The sequence below is a fragment of the Methyloceanibacter sp. genome, assembly GCF_049590335.1.
Lineage (GTDB): Bacteria > Pseudomonadota > Alphaproteobacteria > Rhizobiales > Methyloligellaceae > Methyloceanibacter.
Genome location: NZ_JBAWCQ010000123.1, coordinates 1 through 17,034, shown reverse-complemented (window position 1 = coordinate 17,034; position 17,034 = coordinate 1). Strand labels below are relative to the sequence as shown.

The following is a 17,034-nucleotide window of genomic DNA, read 5'->3' as shown; positions in this document are numbered from 1 at the left end:
TCATTAGCACGGACCGGCCTTGCATGAGCTTTTCGAGCGCCGCCTGAACCTTGGCTTCAGACTCGGAGTCCAGCGAGCTTGTCGGCTCGTCCAGCATGAGGATTGGTGCGTCCTTGTAGATCGCGCGGGCGATGGCGATGCGCTGCCGTTCTCCGCCGGACAGAAGCCCGCCCGCCTCGCCGACGCGGGTATCGTAGCCGCGCGGTAAGCCGGTGATGAAGTTGTGCGCCGCCGCTGCCTTGGCTGCCGCGACAACCTCCTCCTCGACGAGGGGCTTCGTCCCATAAGCGATATTCGCACGTATCGTGTCGTCGAACAGAACCGGATCCTGCGTGACGAGACCGATGGCATCGCGCAAGGACGAGACGGTGACGTCCTTGATAGGCTGACCGTCGATCAGCACCGCCCCGCTTTGCGGATCGAAAAAGCGCAGGGCTAGGTTGACGAGCGTGCTCTTGCCGGAGCCGGATGGGCCGACAAGGGCGACGGTCTTGCCGGGCGGCACGGTGAGCGTGACGCCATTCAAGACGACGTTCTCCGGATCGTAAGCGAAGCTGATATCGCGGAATTCGATCTCGCCCTTGGTGAGGTTGAGCGGTTTGGCATCCTTCGCCTCCACCAGCTTGCTCGGCCGGTCGATGATGCCGAACACCCGGCACGCGGCGGCCACGCCTTCCTGGAGCTGGGTTTGCAAAGTCGCGAGGCTCTTCAGGGGCGCGTAGATCAACAGCGCCGCCGTGGTGAAGCCCATGAAATGCCCAAGCGAGGAGTCGCCGCGAACGCCCTTTATGCCGGCCACATAGATGGCGGCGGCGAAACCAAGGCCCACCAGCAATTCCATGGCAGGGCTGGACAGCGCGCGCGCGCGCATGCCGCGCATCGTGTATTCGAGCGCCCGGTTGACGGCCTGGGAGGCGCGCTTCTCCTCCTGGGCTTCCTGTTTATAGGCGCGGACAACGCGCATGCCTTGCAGCGTCTGGGTCACGAGCGCCGACAGGTCGCCGGTTTCCTGGAGCGACTTGGTGGTAGATTTGCGCATCTTTCGCCGTTGCCGCGACAGCATAAGCCAGGCAAACGGCATGAACAGTAGGACGAGCATCGACAGCCGTGGAGCCATGTACATCATGGACCCGACAAGGATGACGACCTTCAAGAGGTTTTCGCAGAGCGTTACAATTGTGCGGCTGGCGGTAGCCCGCATCAGAGTCGCGTCGTTCAGAAATCCGGAGAGAATCCGGCCCGAATGCACGGTCTGGATCCAGCCGAGATCTGCTTCGGCGAGCTTGCCAAACATTTGCAGGCGCAGATCGGCAATGAAGCGATGTCCGAGAAAGCCGACGGTCACGTTCGCCACATATTCGGACACGGCCTTCAAGGTCGTGATGACGACTACGGCCACTGTGATCCACACTACCATGTCGGCGTTCTTCTGGACGAAGATATCGTCGGCCGTGCGTTGGATGAGAAATGGAATGGCCCCGGTCGTGGCGGCCGTAAGCAGCATGGCCAGAATGCCGCACCCCAAGAGCACCCCATGGGGGCGCAAGTGCTCGTGCCAGATGCGCGTGACGATCTGGCGGGTCGTATAGCGCTCCGCCGCGAGCTCATCGCCGCTTCGAGCGGCCACGCGGGCATCTATGAAGACGTTGTCTTTCAAGGGTTATCCCGGTTCTTGCGAGGCCCGCCGTGCCTCCTGGTCCCCTCTCTAGCACGAGAGCTATGCGACCTTTAAGGCGAAAAGCCCTTCAAGACCAGCGCTCAAGGCCCGCCGGGGAGGGGATGGCGTGGAGTCCGGCTAGATGGCGTCCGGATCGAGGAGCCGGTGAAGGTGCACGATGAAGTAGCGCATGTGGGCATCGTCCACGGAGCGCTGTGCGGCATCCTTCCACGCATCGTAGGCGGTCGCGTAATTGGGATAAATACCGACGACGTCCAACTTACTCAGATCGTCGAAATGGACCTTGTCCAGGTCGGTCAACGTGCCACCAAAGACAAGGTGGAGCAGCTGTTTGCCAGCATCCGCCGTTCCAGATGCCTCAGTGTTTGCAGCCATGCGAAATCCCCCTCGCTCGTTCACTCGCCGGGCAATTTGCCGAATTGTGGTCTAAACCTCTACGCGGCTTGTGCGCTCGATCAGAGCTGGGTGGAGTGCGAGGCCACTGCTGACAAGACTGGAGAATTTTGGGTCCTCGCGATTGTAGACGTGCGGGTTTCCCAAACGGTCGGTGGTCACGCCACCGGCCTCCTCCATGATTACAGCGGCTGCCGCCAGATCCCATTCTGCCTTGGGTGTGAGCGAGATCGTCGCATCGCCCCGCCCACACGCGACCAGGGCCAGACGGTAGGCAACGGAATTCACCCACTCCGCGGTCACGTTGGGCCACGGATCGTCCCAGATCTTCTTTTTGAACAAACCGCCGCTGGCGATCATTTTGGCGCCTTCCAGTGTGGTTTGGTCGGTCGTGTGGATGGGTTGATCGTTCAGAAACGCGCCCGCGCCACGAATAGCGTGGAAAAATTCGTCCTTCATCGGATTGTAAACAACCCCAAGCACCGGCACGCCGTCCTCGACCAGGGCCGCGGAGACGGTCCATTCGGGACTCTCGCGCAAGAACGCGCCCGTGCCATCAATGGGATCGATCATCCAAACCCGCGAAAATTTGAGGCGCGTGCGGTCGTCGGGGCTCTCTTCGGAGAGCCAGCCATATTCCTTGCGGCGGGTCGTTAGGTCGAGCTTCAGAGCCGCGTCCACGGCAAGATCCGCCTCACTGACTTGCGAGCCGTCCGCTTTCGTGAAGGCTTTTGGCGACGTCTTGAAATAGCTCGCGGCCAAGGACCCGGCCTCACGCACAGCCTGACTTAGAATTTCGAAGTCGTCGTCGCGCGAATGCGAAGGTGCGGACACTTTATTATGGGCTTTACTCTGTGTGATCGCGGTCATTTGGCGGCAGGAACACTCTCTAAACCATGCTGGAAGCTACCGGTCGTTAATGACGTCCATTAAGCGTCCGGGAAGTCTTCCGTGGCAACATCACGGCAATCAAGGCTACCTCAAGGCAGCCAATAAGGAAGCTAACAGCAAGGCGTCACACGGGCCTCGGATGCGATACGCGCCGGGGCCCGCTTGCAATACCGGCGGCAGCTTACGTGAGTCGCCCCTGCATTTCTCGGACCGGTGGGTCCAATTCCATCAGATCAGTCTTCTATAGAAAAGATGCAAGCGTCATATCCGCCAGAATTGCGAAAAAAACAATCAAACCAAAGTCGCGATTGGAGCGGAATCGGGCGAGACAGTTTTCGGCATTGTCGATGTCGAGGGTCGCGATCTGCCATAAGAACTGTCCGCAGGCAAAGGCGAGACCGGTAAAGAACAGCGCGCCGCCGCCAGCGAGCCAGCCTGAGAGCCCCATCGCCACTATCGTTACGGCATAAAATCCGCTGAGCCAGTATTTAGTGTCGTCCCCGAAGCGGAGCGCCGTCGATTTCATGCCGATCAGCGCATCGTCCTCGCGGTCCTGGTGGGCGTAGATCGTGTCGTAGCCGACGGTCCAGGCGACCGCGCCCACATAGAGGGCAACAGGCGCCCAGTCGAGTACGCCGGTCACGGCTGCCCAGCCCATCAGTGCCCCCCAGTTGAAGGCCAGGCCCAGCACCGCCTGCGGCCAGTGGCTGATCCGTTTCATGAAGGGGTAGAGCGCCACGATCGGAATCACTGCAAAGCCGAGCCAGATCGAGAATTGATTGAGGCTGAGAAGCACGCCCAAGCCCACGAGGCACTGGCCTGCCAGGAAGGCCAGGGCGCCCTTGATGGAGATCTGTCCGCTCGGCAGGGGGCGCGCGCGCGTGCGCGCGACCTTTACATCGATCTCCCGGTCGACAATGTCGTTATAGGTGCATCCGGCGCCACGCATGGCGATCGCGCCGATCGCGAACAGCATGAGCAGCCCGGGGTCGGGATAGGCGGCGCCCGTATGGAGACCGGCCAGGGCCACCGACCAGAAGCAGGGCAGGGCCAGGAGGCAGAAGCCGACGGGACGGTCCGCGCGCGCAAGGCGCAAATAGGGCAGCGCCCAGGCTGGCGCATAACGATCGACCCAGTTTTCCGAAGGCGCATCGGATACGGGAGTGCCGCTGGTCTCCCCGGCTTTGCCTTCAATCTCCGGACGTGTCATGTGTCCTGTCGTTTCGCTTGCTCTGCCGCTCGTTGCCCATGCCCTCTAAACTGCCACGGCTGTTCGTCAAGTCCCCGCTCTCCGCGGGTGCCGATGTGGTGCTCGATCGGGATCAGGCGCACTACCTTGGGAATGTACTCCGCATCAAGCCCGACTCTTATGTCCTGATCTTCAACGGTGCGGATGGCGAATGGTGCGCGCGTGTGGCCACCGCCGGCAAGAAGTCGATGAGTCTCGCCGCCGAGCACCAGACGCGGCCGCAAGAAGCAGGCCCAGACCTCCATTATTTGTTCGCCCCGCTCAAGCGTGCCCGCGTCGATTATATGGCGCAAAAGGCGACGGAGATGGGCGCAAGCGTCCTGCGGCCGACCATCACCCGCAGAACCATCGCCGAGCGAATCAAGGTCGAGCGCCTCGTGGCCAATGCGGTCGAGGCTGCGGAGCAATGCGGCATTTTGCGGGTGCCGGAGGTGCATGCACCGCAAAAGCTTGAAGACATTCTCTCCCGATGGGACTCCGAAAGGCGTCTCATCGTCGCGGATGAAACCGCTTCGGTTGCACCGCCGCTCAAGGCTCTGGCGTCCGAGGCGTCTCGTCCGCATGCTGTATTGATCGGCCCCGAGGGAGGCTTCGATGCCGAAGAACGGGCGCTGTTGCTGGAACAGGACTTCGTGCTGCCAATTTCGCTCGGGCCACGCGTCATGCGCGCAGATACCGCCGCGGTCGCATGTCTGACCTTGGTCAACGCCGTCTGGGGCGACTGGCGCTAGTTCAATCGACAATTCGAATCGGCTGTGTGCTGTGATTGCCACAGGTTGTGCACCAAGCATGATCTATTGTCGCAATAGCCCTCGTAAGCCATTACGGTCGCTGACAGTCTAGTCACATCGTTTCGGGGTCGAAGCAGCGAAGAAATGATCGTCCGACACGCGCGCTCACTTCGATGGAATACTTGCGCCTCGGCCGCGGTCGCCGTTGCGGGGCTGGCTCTGCTGTGCGGAGGTTGCGCCGTACTGGACGGTCCGGTCCTTGATCCCAAAGGGCCCATCGCACTCACCGAGCGCAATCTTCTTTTCAAAGCCGTCGCAATCATGATGATCGTGATCATTCCGGTCTTCATCATGGCGGCGGTGTTCACGCGGTATTTTCGCGGGACGAATCGCAAAGCGCGCTACACGCCGAATTTCGACTTTTACTGGCCGGCCGAGATCGTGGTTTGGAGTATCCCGGCCGCAATCGTGGTCTGGCTGGCTCTCCATCTTTGGGCGAACACATACAAGCTCGATCCCTACGCGCCGATCGATCCAAGCATGAAGCCGGTTCAGGTGCAGGCCATCGCGCAGGATTGGAAGTGGCTGTTCGTCTATCCCGAACACGACATCGCTGTCGTCAACGAGCTCGCGATGCCGGTGGGCACGCCGGTCAGCATCACGATCACCTCTGATACGGTCATGAACTCGCTCGTAATCCCGGCGCTTGGCGGGCAGATTTACGCCATGGCCGGCATGCAGACGCGACTCAATCTGCTTGCGGACGAGACCGGAAAGTTCTGGGGGCGTAACGTTCAATACAGCGGCACCGGTTTTGCCAATCAGCAGTTCCAGACGCTCTCGCAAACGAAGGAAGACTTCGATGCGTGGGTGGAGAAGGCGAAGCAATCGGGTAAGGTGCTCGATGCGGCGACCTATGAGAAGCTCGCGAAGCCCAGCGAAAAAGTACCCGTGACCTATTATTCGGGTGTGGAGCCGGGTCTCTTCGACAGGATCATTTCCAAATACTCCCACGGCGATTCAGATCGCATGCCGCATCACTCGACCGCTGAAACGACGGAATAGGTCCAGTGGATATTTTCGGAAGACTGACACTCGAGTCTCTGCCGTTTTATAGCGTCATCGCTGCTTCAGGAGCTGCGGTGACGGTGCTTGGAGGGCTCGCGGTCGTCGGCGCCATTACCTATTTCGGCGCTTGGCGGCTGGTGATGACCCAATGGGTTTCGAGTGTCGATCACAAGAAGATCGGCATCATGTACATCATGCTGGCGCTCGTCATGCTGCTGCGCGGCTTCGTCGATGCGGCCATGATGCGGAGCCAGCAGGCCATCGCGCTCAATAACGAAGGCTATCTGCCGCCGGACCATTTCGATCAAATTTTCTCGTCCCACGGCACGATCATGATTTTCTTCATGGCCATGCCATTCCTGTCGGGTCTCGCAAATCTCATCGTGCCGCAGCAGATCGGTTCACGGGACGTGGCCTTTCCCTTCATGAACTCGGTCAGCCTTTGGCTGACCACGGCGGGGGCGGGGCTCATGCTGATCTCGCTGGTCGTCGGCAAGTTCTCGACGGCGGGCTGGACGGGCTATCCTCCCTATTCCGGGGTCGAATACACGCCCGGCGTCGGCGTCGATTACTGGCTGTGGATGGTGTTCATAGCGGGCTTCGGCACCACGATGACCGGCATCAATTTTTTGGTGACGATCTTCAAATGCCGGGCGCCCGGCATGACGATGTTCCGCCTACCGCTTTTTACCTGGACGATGTTCATCACATCGGTCCTGATCATCTTCGCTTTTCCCGCGCTCACGGTTGCGTGCGGCATGCTGATACTCGACCGAAACTTCGGGTTTCACTTCTTCACGAACGGCATGGGCGGGAACATGATGAACTACATCAACCTGTTTTGGTTGTGGGGTCATCCGGAAGTTTACATCCTCATTCTTCCGGCCTTTGGCGTGTTCTCCGAGGTCGTATCGGTCTTCAGCCAGAAGCGTTTGTTCGGCTACATTTCTCTCGTTTGTGCCACCATAGCCATCGGGCTTTTGTCCTTCACGGTATGGCTGCACCACTTCTTCACGATGGGATCTAGTGCCCGGGTCAATTCGTTCTTCGGGACCATGACGACGATCATCTCGGTGCCCACGGGCGTAAAGGTGTTCGACTGGCTGCTGACCATGTATCGCGGCCGCATCATCTTCAAACCGCCAATGCTTTTTACCATCGGGTTTCTGGTGACCTTCGTCATCGGTGGCCTGTCCGGCGTTCTTCTTGCCCTGCCGCCCATCGACTACATGATGCACAACACGACTTTCCTGGTCGCGCACTTCCACAACATGATCATCCCCGGCGTACTATTCGGCTATCTGGCGGGCTACATGTACTGGTTCCCCAAGGCGTTTGGCTTCAAACTGAACGAAAGGTGGGGCACGATTTCCTTCTGGTGCTGGATCATCGGCTTCTATGTCGCCTTCATGCCACTCTACGTACTCGGGCTGCTCGGCATGCCACGGCGGATGGAGCACTACGAGATCGCGGCCTGGCAGCCTCACCTGATCGCCGCTTGGGTCGGCGCGTTCATTATTATGCTCGGCCTGCTCGCGCTCGCCGTACAGCTCGTGGTCAGCGTTCGCGAGCGCAAACAAGCGCTCGACTCCACGGGCGACCCTTGGAACGGCCGGTCCCTCGAATGGGCCACGTCCTCCCCGGCGGCGCCCTACAATTTCGCCGTGCTGCCCAAGGTGGAAAGCCGCGAGGCCTGGTGGAACATGAAGCAGCGCGGCGTTGCCTATCGGAGGCCTGAGAAATACGAAGACATCGTCATGCCGAAAAACACCTATGCCGGTCTCGTTATCGGCGTTGCAGGGGGCGTCTTCGGATTTGCCGCGATCTGGTGGATGTGGTGGCTGGCGTTCTCCGCTCTGGCGGTGATCGTGGGGACGATCATCTACCGTGCATCCGACGACGACGATGAGTTTGTCATGACCGCGAGCGAGGTTAAGGCCATCGAGGACGCGCGCTTCGCGCAGCTTGCGAAAGCCCCGAAAAACGAAATGGCTGACGAACCCGGCTTTGCCGGCGAAGCCGCGCCGGAGCCCGCCACATGAGCAGTGTCGCCGATATGACGATCAACCCGCGTGACGCGGAGCGGTACGAGGAGAAGGATTTCGGCTTCTGGCTCTATTTGATGAGCGATGCCGTTATCTTCGCCTGCCTCTTTGCGACGTACTTGGTCATGGTCGGCAATACGGCTGGCGGGCCTACGCCAAAAGATGTGTTCAGCCTCGATCGGGCTGCGGCCGAAACGGCTCTGCTGCTCTTGAGCAGCACGACTTTCGGTGTAGCGGCAGTCGCGCTATCGGCCGGCGAGCGCTCCAAAGTGCTGCTCTGGCTTGCCATCACTTTCTTGCTGGGCGCCAGCTTCATCTTTCTGGAATTCGGCGAGTTCAGGGGCATGATCGCCGAAGGCGCCGGGCCAGAGCGTAGCGGTTTCTTGTCCGCCTTCTTCACGTTGGTCGGCACGCACGGATTTCACGTCAGCGTCGGCTTAGTCTGGATCCTGGTGATGATCGGCCAGGTGTTTTTCAAAGGCCTCACCGCACCCGTCGCCTCGCGGCTCATGCGGCTCGGCCTGTTCTGGCATTTCCTCGACATCATCTGGGTCGTGATCTTCTCTGTGGTCTATCTGCCGGGGTTGGTGTGATGGAGATCAAGTCGGGCCTTCAAATCGAGCGGACCATCAAGCCATATCTGATCGGTCTTGCGCTGGCCGTCATTCTGACCACAATACCCTTCGGTCTTGTGGCGGCAGGATCGCTTCCGCGCCAGACCACGCTGATCATCATCGCGGGCTTCGCCGTGGTTCAGATCATCGTCCATCTGACGTTCTTCCTGCATATCGACTTCAGGACGACACCGCGCGAGAACCTCGTCGCTTTGGCGTTCGCTGTCGTGCTCATCTTCATCATGGTGGGCGGCAGCCTTTGGATCATGTTCGACCTCTACCATCGTATGATGGTCTGATCGCCGGCACGCGCTGCTAGCAAGCGCTTCTCCCGGTCATTAAGCCTTTGTCATTGCGCGGAACCTCTCTTGCCGCGCCGGGCGCTGCATACGATATAATGGTTCATTCGAGTCTCTTGAGACGCGCCCAGGACCACGTGCTGCCCGCGCCTCTTACTTCTTATCGACCCAAGCGGAGTTCTCCTCACATGTCGACACGCGCTGACGGGCCAAAGAGCCCCATCATCCAGTCGCGGGATGAACTCGTCGAATATCTGGAATCGGGGTCAAAGCCGAAAGCCGAGTGGCGCATCGGCACGGAGCACGAGAAGTTCGGCTTCAACATCACCGATCAATCGCCGGTTCCTTATGAGGGGGGCAACGGGATCGGTGCGCTCCTCGAGGCCCATCACAATTGTTTCGGTTGGGATGCGATTCGTGAGAACGGCAATATCATCGCGCTGTCGTGCTCGGATTGTCCCATTGGCGGATCGATTAGCCTGGAGCCCGGCGGCCAGCTCGAGCTCTCCGGCGCGCCGCTCAAGACCGTCCACGAAACCGAGGCCGAACTGCGCCAGCATTTGTCGCAAATCGGCGGAGTCGCGCACCAGCTCGACATCGGCTTTCTCGGACTTGGCTTCTCGCCCAAATGGACGCTCGACGAGATGCCGGTCATGCCGAAGGACCGGTATCGCATCATGATGCAATACATGCCGACCCGCGGCGCGCACGGTCTCGATATGATGTTCCGCACCGCGACCGTGCAAGTGAACATGGATTTCAGCGGGGAGGCGGACATGATCCGCAAGCTGCGCGTCGGTCTCGCGCTTCAGCCCGTCGTGACCGCGCTTTTCGCCAGTTCCCCGTTCAAGGAGGGAAAGCTCACCGGTTTCCAGTCGTACCGCGCGCAGATGTGGCAGGACACCGATCCGGACAGGACGGGCGCGCTGCCCTTTGCCTTCGAAGACGGCATGGGCTTCGAGCGCTATGTGGACTACGCGCTCGATGTGCCGATGTATTTCGTCTATCGCGACGGCGGCTATATCGATGTCGCCGGCGCGTCGTTTCGCGATTTTCTAGGCGGCAAGCTGGAGGCGCTGCCGGGCGAACGTCCCACGATCGACGATTGGGCCGATCACCTCACCACTCTCTTCCCCGAGGTGCGCCTCAAGAAGTTTCTTGAAATGCGCGGCGCCGACGCAGGGCCCCTCGGTCTTCTGCTGGCGCTTCCGGCGTTCTGGGCGGGCCTTCTCTACGACACGTCTGCGCTCGACAACGCAGCATCGCTGATTGCGGACTGGACGGACGAGGAGCGCCGGGACATGCGTCTTACGGTGCCAAAGACCGGACTGATGACGCCGTTCCGGGGGCGTTCGTTGCGCGATATCGCCCGCGAAATCCTGGCCCTGGCGGAGGGCGGCCTCTTGCGGCGAGCCCAACTCAACGACAAGGGCCAGGACGAAACGCGGATGGTCGCCCCCCTCATGGAGATCACGGAGACCGGGTGCACGGAGTCGGATCGGCTTATCGCCGCCTATGAAGGGCCTTGGGACGGCGATATCGACCGGCTGTTCGAGTCCGAAGCGCTCTAACGCACGCCTGCACGGCGCGCTGCGGCGGGCGCGGCTTTGAGTTTGGTGAGCGTCACCGTGCCGTTGCCCCAGGCCGTCGGCAGCACGACCTTGTAGGGGATAAAGATCTCCGTTCCCGGAACTGCCACCAGCCACGCCTCGATGTCCTTCGACTTCTGAAGAAAGGCCACGGTGGGACTCTCCCGCCGGTGTCCGCCGATGGGCCGGTACCGGATCGTGCATACGGCGGCTGCCGAAACCCCCTCGGGTGCGCGGGCCCCGAGCTGTTCGGTCCGTTTCGGAGAGAAGGTCAGTTCGAAGAGCCGCTTGCCGTCAAAGACCCGCAACGTCCCATCGCAGACGGCCAGATCGCCGGCTGGCGCCGTGGCCTGAACGGACAGAAAGGCCGCCGTCATCGGATCGAGCACGTTCCGAAGCTGATCGTCCGAGAGGGGGACGGCTTTCTTGTCGGGCCTCTTCTTGGGGGTTCGCGTGACCGTGCGGACAGTCCCGTTGTCGAAGACGATCTGCAGTTGCTGCTTCTTCTTGTTGTCGGAATAGGAGAAGTCGAAGCGCTGCGGCTTGGAGGTTGCGTTGACGCGCGTGCCGTTGCTCCGCGTCTCGCCTTTGGCCCTGTACAATAGACCGCCAAGGATAGAGAACTCGCCTTTTGCCTTTAGTGCATAGGCCTCGGGGCCGACCGTGGCGGTCATCTTGAAGGTGCCGAGGTCGATCGAGGCGACACCCACCTTGTAGGTCGCGTGGATCTCCTGTTCCTGGGGAATGGCCTCGCCAAGGACGGGGCTCGGCATTGCAAGACAGACGAGCGCGATGCCCAGTTGCCTCATCCAGACGCCGATAGAATCAATCCGCATGACAATCGCTCTAATGTCCCATCCATCCAGAGCCTACGACGCAGGGTCCGACAGCGTGCGGCGCAGTCTAACCAAGACAGCGCCGAAATTGTGGGCGCTGGCGGCGGTGCTGGGCAAGGACCGAGGGAGGGGCCAAGGGAGGGGCTGAGGGGTTGTTGCCCGGCTCCTTCTCTTGGCGTCTGACTTGATTAAGCGACCTGGTCCAGCGTGGGATAGTCGGTGTACCCCACCGCATCGCCGCCATAGAAGGTCTGCGGATCGGGCGTATTCAATGGCGCGTCCTGGCGGAAGCGTTCGACAAGATCCGGGTTGGCGATGAACAAGGCGCCGAAGGCCACAAGATCGGCCTTGCCAGACTCGACGGCGTCGATCGCCAGCTGCCGGTCGTAGGCGTTGTTCGCCATGTAGGCCCGAGAGAAATTCGCGCGCAGCGTTGCGATCGCATTGGGTGGATACGTGCGGGGCCCGCCCGTTTCGCCTTCGACGAGGTGGACATAGCCGAGGCCGGCATCGTTGGCGCGGGTGATGGCCGCACCAAATGTTGTGAGTGGGTCGCTGTCGGAAATATCGTTGAAGCTGGAGAACGGGCTGAACCGCACGCCCACCCGCGTCGACGCATAAACGCTTGTGACCGCCTCAAGGACCTCGGCGAGGAAACGCGTGCGCTTGTCCAGGCTCCTCCCATAGGCGTCGTCCCGCTTGTTGGTGCTGTCGCGCAGGAACTGGTCGATCAGGTAGCCGTTCGCGGCATGGATTTCGATTCCGTCGAAACCGGCCGCCTTCGCGTTCTCCGCGGCTTTTCGATAGTCCGCGACCACGCGGGCAATCTCCCCGGTGTCCAGCTGGCGCGGGTCGGAAACGTCGGCGAAGCCCGTCGCGACAAAGGTCTGGCTCTTAGCAGTAATCGGGGATGGGGCGACTGGGGCTTGCCCGTCCGGTTGCAGCGAAACGTGCGAGATGCGCCCCACATGCCAGAGCTGCGCAAATATCCGGCCGCCAGCGTTGTGCACGGCATCCGTGACCGTCTTCCATCCGACGACCTGTTCGTTGCTGTAGATGCCCGGCGTCTGGATGTAGCCCTTGCCTTCCTGGGAAATCTGCGTTCCCTCGCTGATGATCAGGCCGGCACCCGCCCGCTGGGCGTAGTAGGTGGCGTTGAGATCATGGGGCACATCGCCGTCGGGCAGCGCACGATTGCGCGTCAACGGCGCCATGACAATCCGGTTGGGAAGAGTGAGGTCGCCAAGTTCGAGTGGGTTAAAAAGCTTCGGGTCCATGATCTGCCAGTATCCTGATGTGCAGCTTGATGTCGAATATCGCCTCCGCATGACCCGCGGACGACCAGTGCGCGCTTGACTTAGGACCAATGGTTTCCTTCTTCAACTAGATTACAGATTGTAACCTAGTGAGAACCCATGGCGACGACATATGGCCGATAGGGTATCCATCGAGGACGGACCGGGCGCCGCCGGTCCGCAGCCAAAACAGTGCGATGAGCCCTGTCCGATCGAGCGCGGCATGCGGCTTCTCGGCGGCAAGTGGAAGGCCTCCATCCTCTGGCATCTGAAGGCGGGACCGCTGCGCTTTAACGCGCTGTCGCGTGAACTTGGCGGTGCCAGCAAGAAGATGATCGTGGAGCATCTCAAAGAGATGGAGGAGATCGGGCTGGTCCGCCGGGAGGTCATTGCGACCAAGCCCGTGGCCGTGTCCTACGAACTCACAACATTCGGACAGTCGGCGCTCGGAATCCTGGTATCGCTGTACGATTGGTGCGAGGAGCACGGCGTTTAGGGCGGACGCGGCGGCGCTACTTGAACCGGTTGGCCGCTACGCCGTATACTGTTGAAAGTCGCGCCCCTTTTCGAACCCTGCACGAAATTGGGTGCTTTCCGTCCCCCAAGACGGACGAATCGGCGGCGGATTTCTCCTTTTCTGCCGCCGATTTTTTACATGCGGACAGGCGTTTCCCCGGCAAGCGCCTATTTGAGCTCGGAAAAAGCGTTGGTGAAACCCTGCAACGAGACGGGGATGCCGATGCCGGCCTCGGGCGTATCGAAGACGATGAAGATCGCATTCTCGCCCTTCTTGAGCTTCGCGATGACCTCGTCCTGCAGCACGACCTCAGCCACGCAGCCACGCTTGCCGCATTTCAGGAAGGGCGCGTTGCCGACATCCTCCCCATCGATCTTGAGCCCGAGGCCCGTAGGTAGCAGAACGCCGAGGGGCACCACCACCCGCAGCAGCTTCTTGTCCTCGCCGATGGCCTTATAGAAGACGACGGTCAGTCCGACATTCGGACGGTCCTCGGCAGTCACGCTCTGGACCAGGGCGCACTTTTCTTCGCGGGCGCCGGGCGGTGTCCGGCAACTCAGCTGCCAGGCCCCAAAGGTGCCGCGCACGACGCTGCCGGGCCCCGTGGCGCCAGCAGCGGCGTCGGGTTCTTGTGCCTTGGCAGGCGCCGCGATCGCGAAGACCACTATGAGGCAAAGCGCGACGAATGGAAGCAGGGTCCGGACCAGGCAGAGTCGGCGCTTGAGGCGTGGCACGTCGAATAGGCGTGTTGAAGCCAGTGTGGTGGAAATGAGCATGGAGCAGGCCGGCCTTCCAGCGACAGATCGAGAGTGACTATGGATCTGCGGGCACTCGAGTGAACTTGAGATGCGCCACATTCGGCTCAACAGAGAAACAAGGCCATTCGCCGGGCAATAGGGCCAAAATTCGACAATAGCCTCTCGGCAAACTTGACGTAGGTCAGGGTGTTGATGGCACACCCCGCTTGCTGGTTGCCAAATCAACTTTTGAGTGAATTTGGCGGACAAGGACGCGCAGACGCAACTGAAAACTGAATCATGACTGTTGCCAATCAATAGCCTTTATGATTTTAAAAATACACAATAAGTGCTGGTTCCTGGGCTAAGCTGGGCCAGTTTAAAAATGCTTTCTAGCGGGGCGACGCCAATATTCTGCGCAAGCTCGTACGCGCCGCCATTGCGAGAGTGGACGTGGGGTAGGAAACTCCTGCTCGGCGAAAACGCACTCTGACCCCTGTCAACCAGGAGTGGCCAGAGAGCAGGCTTTGGGAGTGAGGGGATGGGGATGTTGAATCGTGCATTGATGGTTCTTGCTGGGCTTATGGGTTTCAGCGCAAGCGGCCCCGCGTTCGCGGGCCTTGGTCAACCATCGCCTTGGCAGATCGATTTTCAGGAATCGGCGACGCCCATCATGACGCAGATCACCGACTTCCATAATTACGTCAACATCATCATCATCGCCATTACGCTCTTCGTTCTGGCGCTGATGATTTACGTCATGGTTAGGTTCAACGAGAAGAAAAACCCCGAACCCACCCGCACCTCGCACAATACTTTGCTGGAAGTGGCTTGGACGGTAATCCCGATCTTCATTCTGGTCGCCATCGCTATTCCGTCCTTCCGGTTGTTGTTCGCCCAGTACGATTTCCCAAAGGCGGATGTATCCATCACGGCCACGGGGGCTCAGTGGTACTGGAGTTATGAATATCCGGACGAGGGCATCGGCTTCGATTCGATCATGGTGCAGGATGCGGACCTAAAGCCCGGCCAGCCGCGGCTACTCACGGTCGACAACGAGGTTGTCGTTCCCGTTGGCGCGAACGTCGTCGTCGGTCTCAAGTCCAACGATGTGATCCACGACTGGGCGGTCCCATCCTTTGGCGTCAAGCTCGACGCCGTGCCGGGCCGTCTCCAGCAGACCTGGTTCCGGGCAGAGAAGGAAGGCTGGTTCTACGGCATGTGCTCCGAACTCTGCGGCCGCAACCATGCCTTCATGCCTATCGCCGTGCGCGTCGTCTCGCAGGAAGAATATGATGCCTGGGTCGCGAGCAAGAAGTCGGCGTCGATCGATACGAAGGACAAGATGGCCTCGGCGCGGGACTAGCCGCTTACCGAGAATACAACAAGCGGTCTGGCGACCGAAAACAAACACAGACGGACGATAAGGGAAGACAGTCATGGCGAACTATGCCCAGGCAGACGCGGCCCATCACGATCACGACGATCATCCGCACGGATTGCGGCGCTGGCTGTTCTCGACGAACCACAAGGACATCGGCACCCTTTATCTGATCTTGTCTCTCGTTGGCGGCGTTATTGGCGCACTGCTGTCCATGGCGATGCGGGCCGAGCTCATGGAGCCCGGGATGCAGATCTTCGGTAATCCGGAGATGTACAACGTGTTTGTGACGGCGCATGGCCTGATCATGGTGTTCTTCAGCATTATGCCGGCCACCGTGGGCGCCTTCGGCAACTGGATGGTGCCGTTGATGATCGGTGCGCCGGACATGGCCTTCCCGCGCATGAACAACATTTCGTTCTGGTTGCTCGTGGCGGCGTTCATCCTGCTGGTCGCCTCGTTGTTCATGCCGGGCTCTCCGGGATCGACAGGCGCTGGCGCGGGCTGGACCATCTACGCGCCACTCTCCACAAGTGGCTCGCCCGGCGTTGCGGTCGACTTCGCCATCCTTGCGCTCCATCTCGGCGGTGCGTCGTCGATCCTCGGTGCCATCAACTTCATCACGACGATCCTGAATATGCGCGCGCCGGGCATGACACTGCACAAGATGCCGCTGTTCGTGTGGTCGATCCTGGTGACGGCCTTCCTGCTGCTCCTGTCGCTGCCGGTCCTGGCCGGTGCCATCACCATGCTGCTGACGGACCGCAATTTCGGCACCGCCTTCTTCGACTCGGCGCAGGGCGGCGATCCACTTCTGTGGCAGCATCTGTTCTGGTTCTTCGGCCACCCGGAAGTTTACATCCTGATCCTGCCGGGCTTCGGTATGATCAGCCAGATCGTCGCGACGTTTTCGCGTAAGCCGGTGTTCGGTTATCTCGGCATGGCCTATGCCATGGTGGCGATCGGTGTGATCGGCTTCGTGGTCTGGGCGCATCACATGTATGCGGCGGGTCTTGATGTGAACACGCAGGCTTACTTCGTGTTTGCCACGATGGTGATCGCCGTGCCCACGGGTGTGAAGATCTTCTCGTGGATAGCGACCATGTGGGGCGGCTCAATACAGTTCAAGACTCCTATGCTCTGGGCCCTCGGCTTCATCTTCCTCTTCACCGTCGGCGGTGTGACAGGCGTGATGTTGTCGAACGCGGGCGTCGACCGGTCCTTCCACGACACCTATTACGTGGTGGCCCACTTCCATTACGTCTTGTCGCTTGGCGCGGTCTTTTCGCTCTTCGCGGGCTGGTATTACTGGTCGCCAAAGATGTACGGCTACATGTATTCGGAAACCCTCGGTAAGCTGCATTTTTGGCTGATGTTTTTGGGCGCGAATCTGGCGTTTTTCCCGCAGCACTTCTTGGGGCTTGCGGGGATGCCGCGGCGCTATGCCGATTATCCGGACGCGTATGCTGGCTGGAACATGGTCTCGTCGATCGGGGCCTATCTCGCGATGGCCGGTTTCGTCGTCTTTTTCATCGCTGTGATCCAGCAATTCTCACGCAAGGAGAAGGCAGCGGCCAATCCTTGGGGTCCTGGCGCGACGTCACTTGAATGGACGATTCCCTCACCGCCGCCTTTCCACACCTTCGATACGCTCCCGAGAATCAAGTAGATCCCGGGCGCGCCTCTACGCGGCGCTGGAGTGACTAGGCTG

The 17,034-nt window shown here is 60.4% G+C and carries 16 protein-coding genes; 9 read left to right on the top strand and 7 right to left on the bottom strand.

Features of this window, described 5'->3' with window-relative positions; translation table 11 throughout:
• From WBQ77_RS09930 to ubiA, 4 genes are all read right to left on the bottom strand, one after another.
• Window positions 1-1,657, bottom strand: a 1,657-nt coding sequence (locus WBQ77_RS09930) for an ABC transporter ATP-binding protein (protein WP_424060053.1), incomplete at its 3' end; no start/stop codon positions are given.
• A gap of 138 nt (window positions 1,658-1,795) precedes the next feature.
• A complete protein-coding gene (locus WBQ77_RS09925; RefSeq protein WP_424044236.1) occupies window positions 1,796-2,053 on the bottom strand; it encodes a DUF4170 domain-containing protein in 258 nt (85 codons plus the stop codon).
• A 51-nt stretch (window positions 2,054-2,104) separates the two neighbouring features.
• Window positions 2,105-2,905 carry an inositol monophosphatase family protein gene (locus WBQ77_RS09920; protein WP_424044235.1) on the bottom strand — a complete coding sequence of 267 codons (801 nt, stop codon included), beginning with the start codon at window positions 2,903-2,905 and terminating at the stop codon, window positions 2,105-2,107.
• A 298-nt stretch (window positions 2,906-3,203) separates the two neighbouring features.
• The gene (ubiA, locus tag WBQ77_RS09915; protein WP_424060051.1) at window positions 3,204-4,172 is read right to left on the bottom strand and encodes a 4-hydroxybenzoate octaprenyltransferase; all 969 of its coding nucleotides are present in this window, start codon (window positions 4,170-4,172) and stop codon (window positions 3,204-3,206) included.
• Between the two features lie 38 nt (window positions 4,173-4,210).
• On the opposite strand from ubiA, the gene WBQ77_RS09910 reads away from it, so the two are divergent.
• From WBQ77_RS09910 to WBQ77_RS09885, 6 genes are all read left to right on the top strand, one after another.
• On the top strand, window positions 4,211-4,942 hold the full coding sequence (locus WBQ77_RS09910) for a 16S rRNA (uracil(1498)-N(3))-methyltransferase (protein WP_424044231.1): 732 nt from the start codon (window positions 4,211-4,213) through the stop codon (window positions 4,940-4,942).
• A gap of 144 nt (window positions 4,943-5,086) precedes the next feature.
• The gene (cyoA, locus tag WBQ77_RS09905) at window positions 5,087-6,007 is read left to right on the top strand and encodes a ubiquinol oxidase subunit II (protein ID WP_424060049.1); all 921 of its coding nucleotides are present in this window, start codon (window positions 5,087-5,089) and stop codon (window positions 6,005-6,007) included.
• 11 nt (window positions 6,008-6,018) lie between these two features.
• Window positions 6,019-8,052, top strand: a complete 2,034-nt coding sequence (locus WBQ77_RS09900; RefSeq protein ID WP_424060055.1) for a cbb3-type cytochrome c oxidase subunit I — start codon at window positions 6,019-6,021, stop codon at window positions 8,050-8,052.
• Complete coding sequence (cyoC, locus tag WBQ77_RS09895) at window positions 8,049-8,648, top strand: cytochrome o ubiquinol oxidase subunit III (RefSeq protein ID WP_424060048.1); 600 nt, start codon at window positions 8,049-8,051, stop codon at window positions 8,646-8,648. The genes WBQ77_RS09900 and cyoC overlap by 4 nt, the downstream gene beginning before the upstream one ends.
• Window positions 8,648-8,968, top strand: a complete 321-nt coding sequence (gene cyoD, locus WBQ77_RS09890; RefSeq protein WP_424044226.1) for a cytochrome o ubiquinol oxidase subunit IV — start codon at window positions 8,648-8,650, stop codon at window positions 8,966-8,968. Before cyoC ends, cyoD begins: the two co-directional genes overlap by 1 nt.
• A 188-nt stretch (window positions 8,969-9,156) precedes the next feature.
• A complete protein-coding gene (locus WBQ77_RS09885) occupies window positions 9,157-10,539 on the top strand; it encodes a glutamate--cysteine ligase (RefSeq protein ID WP_424044224.1) in 1,383 nt (460 codons plus the stop codon).
• Here WBQ77_RS09885 and WBQ77_RS09880 read toward each other — a convergent pair.
• Together WBQ77_RS09880 and WBQ77_RS09875 are read right to left on the bottom strand one after the other, a co-directional pair.
• On the bottom strand, window positions 10,536-11,393 hold the full coding sequence (locus tag WBQ77_RS09880; RefSeq protein WP_424060046.1) for a DUF3108 domain-containing protein: 858 nt from the start codon (window positions 11,391-11,393) through the stop codon (window positions 10,536-10,538). The two genes, WBQ77_RS09885 and WBQ77_RS09880, sit on opposite strands and share 4 nt — an antisense overlap.
• Before the next feature lie 188 nt (window positions 11,394-11,581).
• Window positions 11,582-12,670, bottom strand: a complete 1,089-nt coding sequence (locus WBQ77_RS09875; RefSeq protein ID WP_424044220.1) for an alkene reductase — start codon at window positions 12,668-12,670, stop codon at window positions 11,582-11,584.
• A gap of 151 nt (window positions 12,671-12,821) precedes the next feature.
• Here WBQ77_RS09875 and WBQ77_RS09870 point away from each other — a divergent pair, with 151 nt between their 5' ends.
• On the top strand, window positions 12,822-13,184 hold the full coding sequence (locus WBQ77_RS09870) for a winged helix-turn-helix transcriptional regulator (protein ID WP_424044218.1): 363 nt from the start codon (window positions 12,822-12,824) through the stop codon (window positions 13,182-13,184).
• Window positions 13,185-13,372: 188 nt separating this feature from the next.
• On the opposite strand, the gene WBQ77_RS09865 is transcribed toward WBQ77_RS09870, so the two are convergent.
• Window positions 13,373-13,981: an invasion associated locus B family protein gene (locus WBQ77_RS09865; protein ID WP_424060044.1), complete on the bottom strand. Its 609-nt coding sequence runs from the start codon at window positions 13,979-13,981 to the stop codon at window positions 13,373-13,375.
• 502 nt (window positions 13,982-14,483) lie between these two features.
• Between WBQ77_RS09865 and coxB the strand changes: the two genes are divergently transcribed.
• Window positions 14,484-15,308 (top strand): cytochrome c oxidase subunit II, encoded by an 825-nt coding sequence (gene coxB, locus WBQ77_RS09860; protein WP_424044215.1) that lies wholly within the window; start codon window positions 14,484-14,486, stop codon window positions 15,306-15,308.
• Window positions 15,309-15,381: 73 nt separating this feature from the next.
• Window positions 15,382-16,992 carry a cytochrome c oxidase subunit I gene (gene ctaD, locus WBQ77_RS09855; protein WP_424044214.1) on the top strand — a complete coding sequence of 537 codons (1,611 nt, stop codon included), beginning with the start codon at window positions 15,382-15,384 and terminating at the stop codon, window positions 16,990-16,992.
• Window positions 16,993-17,034: the final 42 nt, after the last annotated feature.

Bases quoted from the DNA above. Each gene is read 5' to 3' on its own strand.
- WBQ77_RS09925 (WP_424044236.1), bottom strand. From the start codon at position 2,053: ATGGCTGCAAACACTGAGGCATCTGGAACGGCGGATGCTGGCAAACAG.
- ubiA (WP_424060051.1), bottom strand. From the start codon at position 4,172: ATGACACGTCCGGAGATTGAAGGCAAAGCCGGGGAGACCAGCGGCACT.
- WBQ77_RS09910 (WP_424044231.1), top strand. From the start codon at position 4,211: ATGCCCTCTAAACTGCCACGGCTGTTCGTCAAGTCCCCGCTCTCCGCG.
- cyoA (WP_424060049.1), top strand. From the start codon at position 5,087: ATGATCGTCCGACACGCGCGCTCACTTCGATGGAATACTTGCGCCTCG.
- cyoC (WP_424060048.1), top strand. From the start codon at position 8,049: ATGAGCAGTGTCGCCGATATGACGATCAACCCGCGTGACGCGGAGCGG.
- cyoD (WP_424044226.1), top strand. From the start codon at position 8,648: ATGGAGATCAAGTCGGGCCTTCAAATCGAGCGGACCATCAAGCCATAT.
- WBQ77_RS09885 (WP_424044224.1), top strand. From the start codon at position 9,157: ATGTCGACACGCGCTGACGGGCCAAAGAGCCCCATCATCCAGTCGCGG.
- WBQ77_RS09880 (WP_424060046.1), bottom strand. From the start codon at position 11,393: ATGCGGATTGATTCTATCGGCGTCTGGATGAGGCAACTGGGCATCGCG.
- WBQ77_RS09875 (WP_424044220.1), bottom strand. From the start codon at position 12,670: ATGGACCCGAAGCTTTTTAACCCACTCGAACTTGGCGACCTCACTCTT.
- WBQ77_RS09870 (WP_424044218.1), top strand. From the start codon at position 12,822: ATGGCCGATAGGGTATCCATCGAGGACGGACCGGGCGCCGCCGGTCCG.
- WBQ77_RS09865 (WP_424060044.1), bottom strand. From the start codon at position 13,981: ATGCTCATTTCCACCACACTGGCTTCAACACGCCTATTCGACGTGCCA.
- coxB (WP_424044215.1), top strand. From the start codon at position 14,484: ATGGGGATGTTGAATCGTGCATTGATGGTTCTTGCTGGGCTTATGGGT.
- ctaD (WP_424044214.1), top strand. From the start codon at position 15,382: ATGGCGAACTATGCCCAGGCAGACGCGGCCCATCACGATCACGACGAT.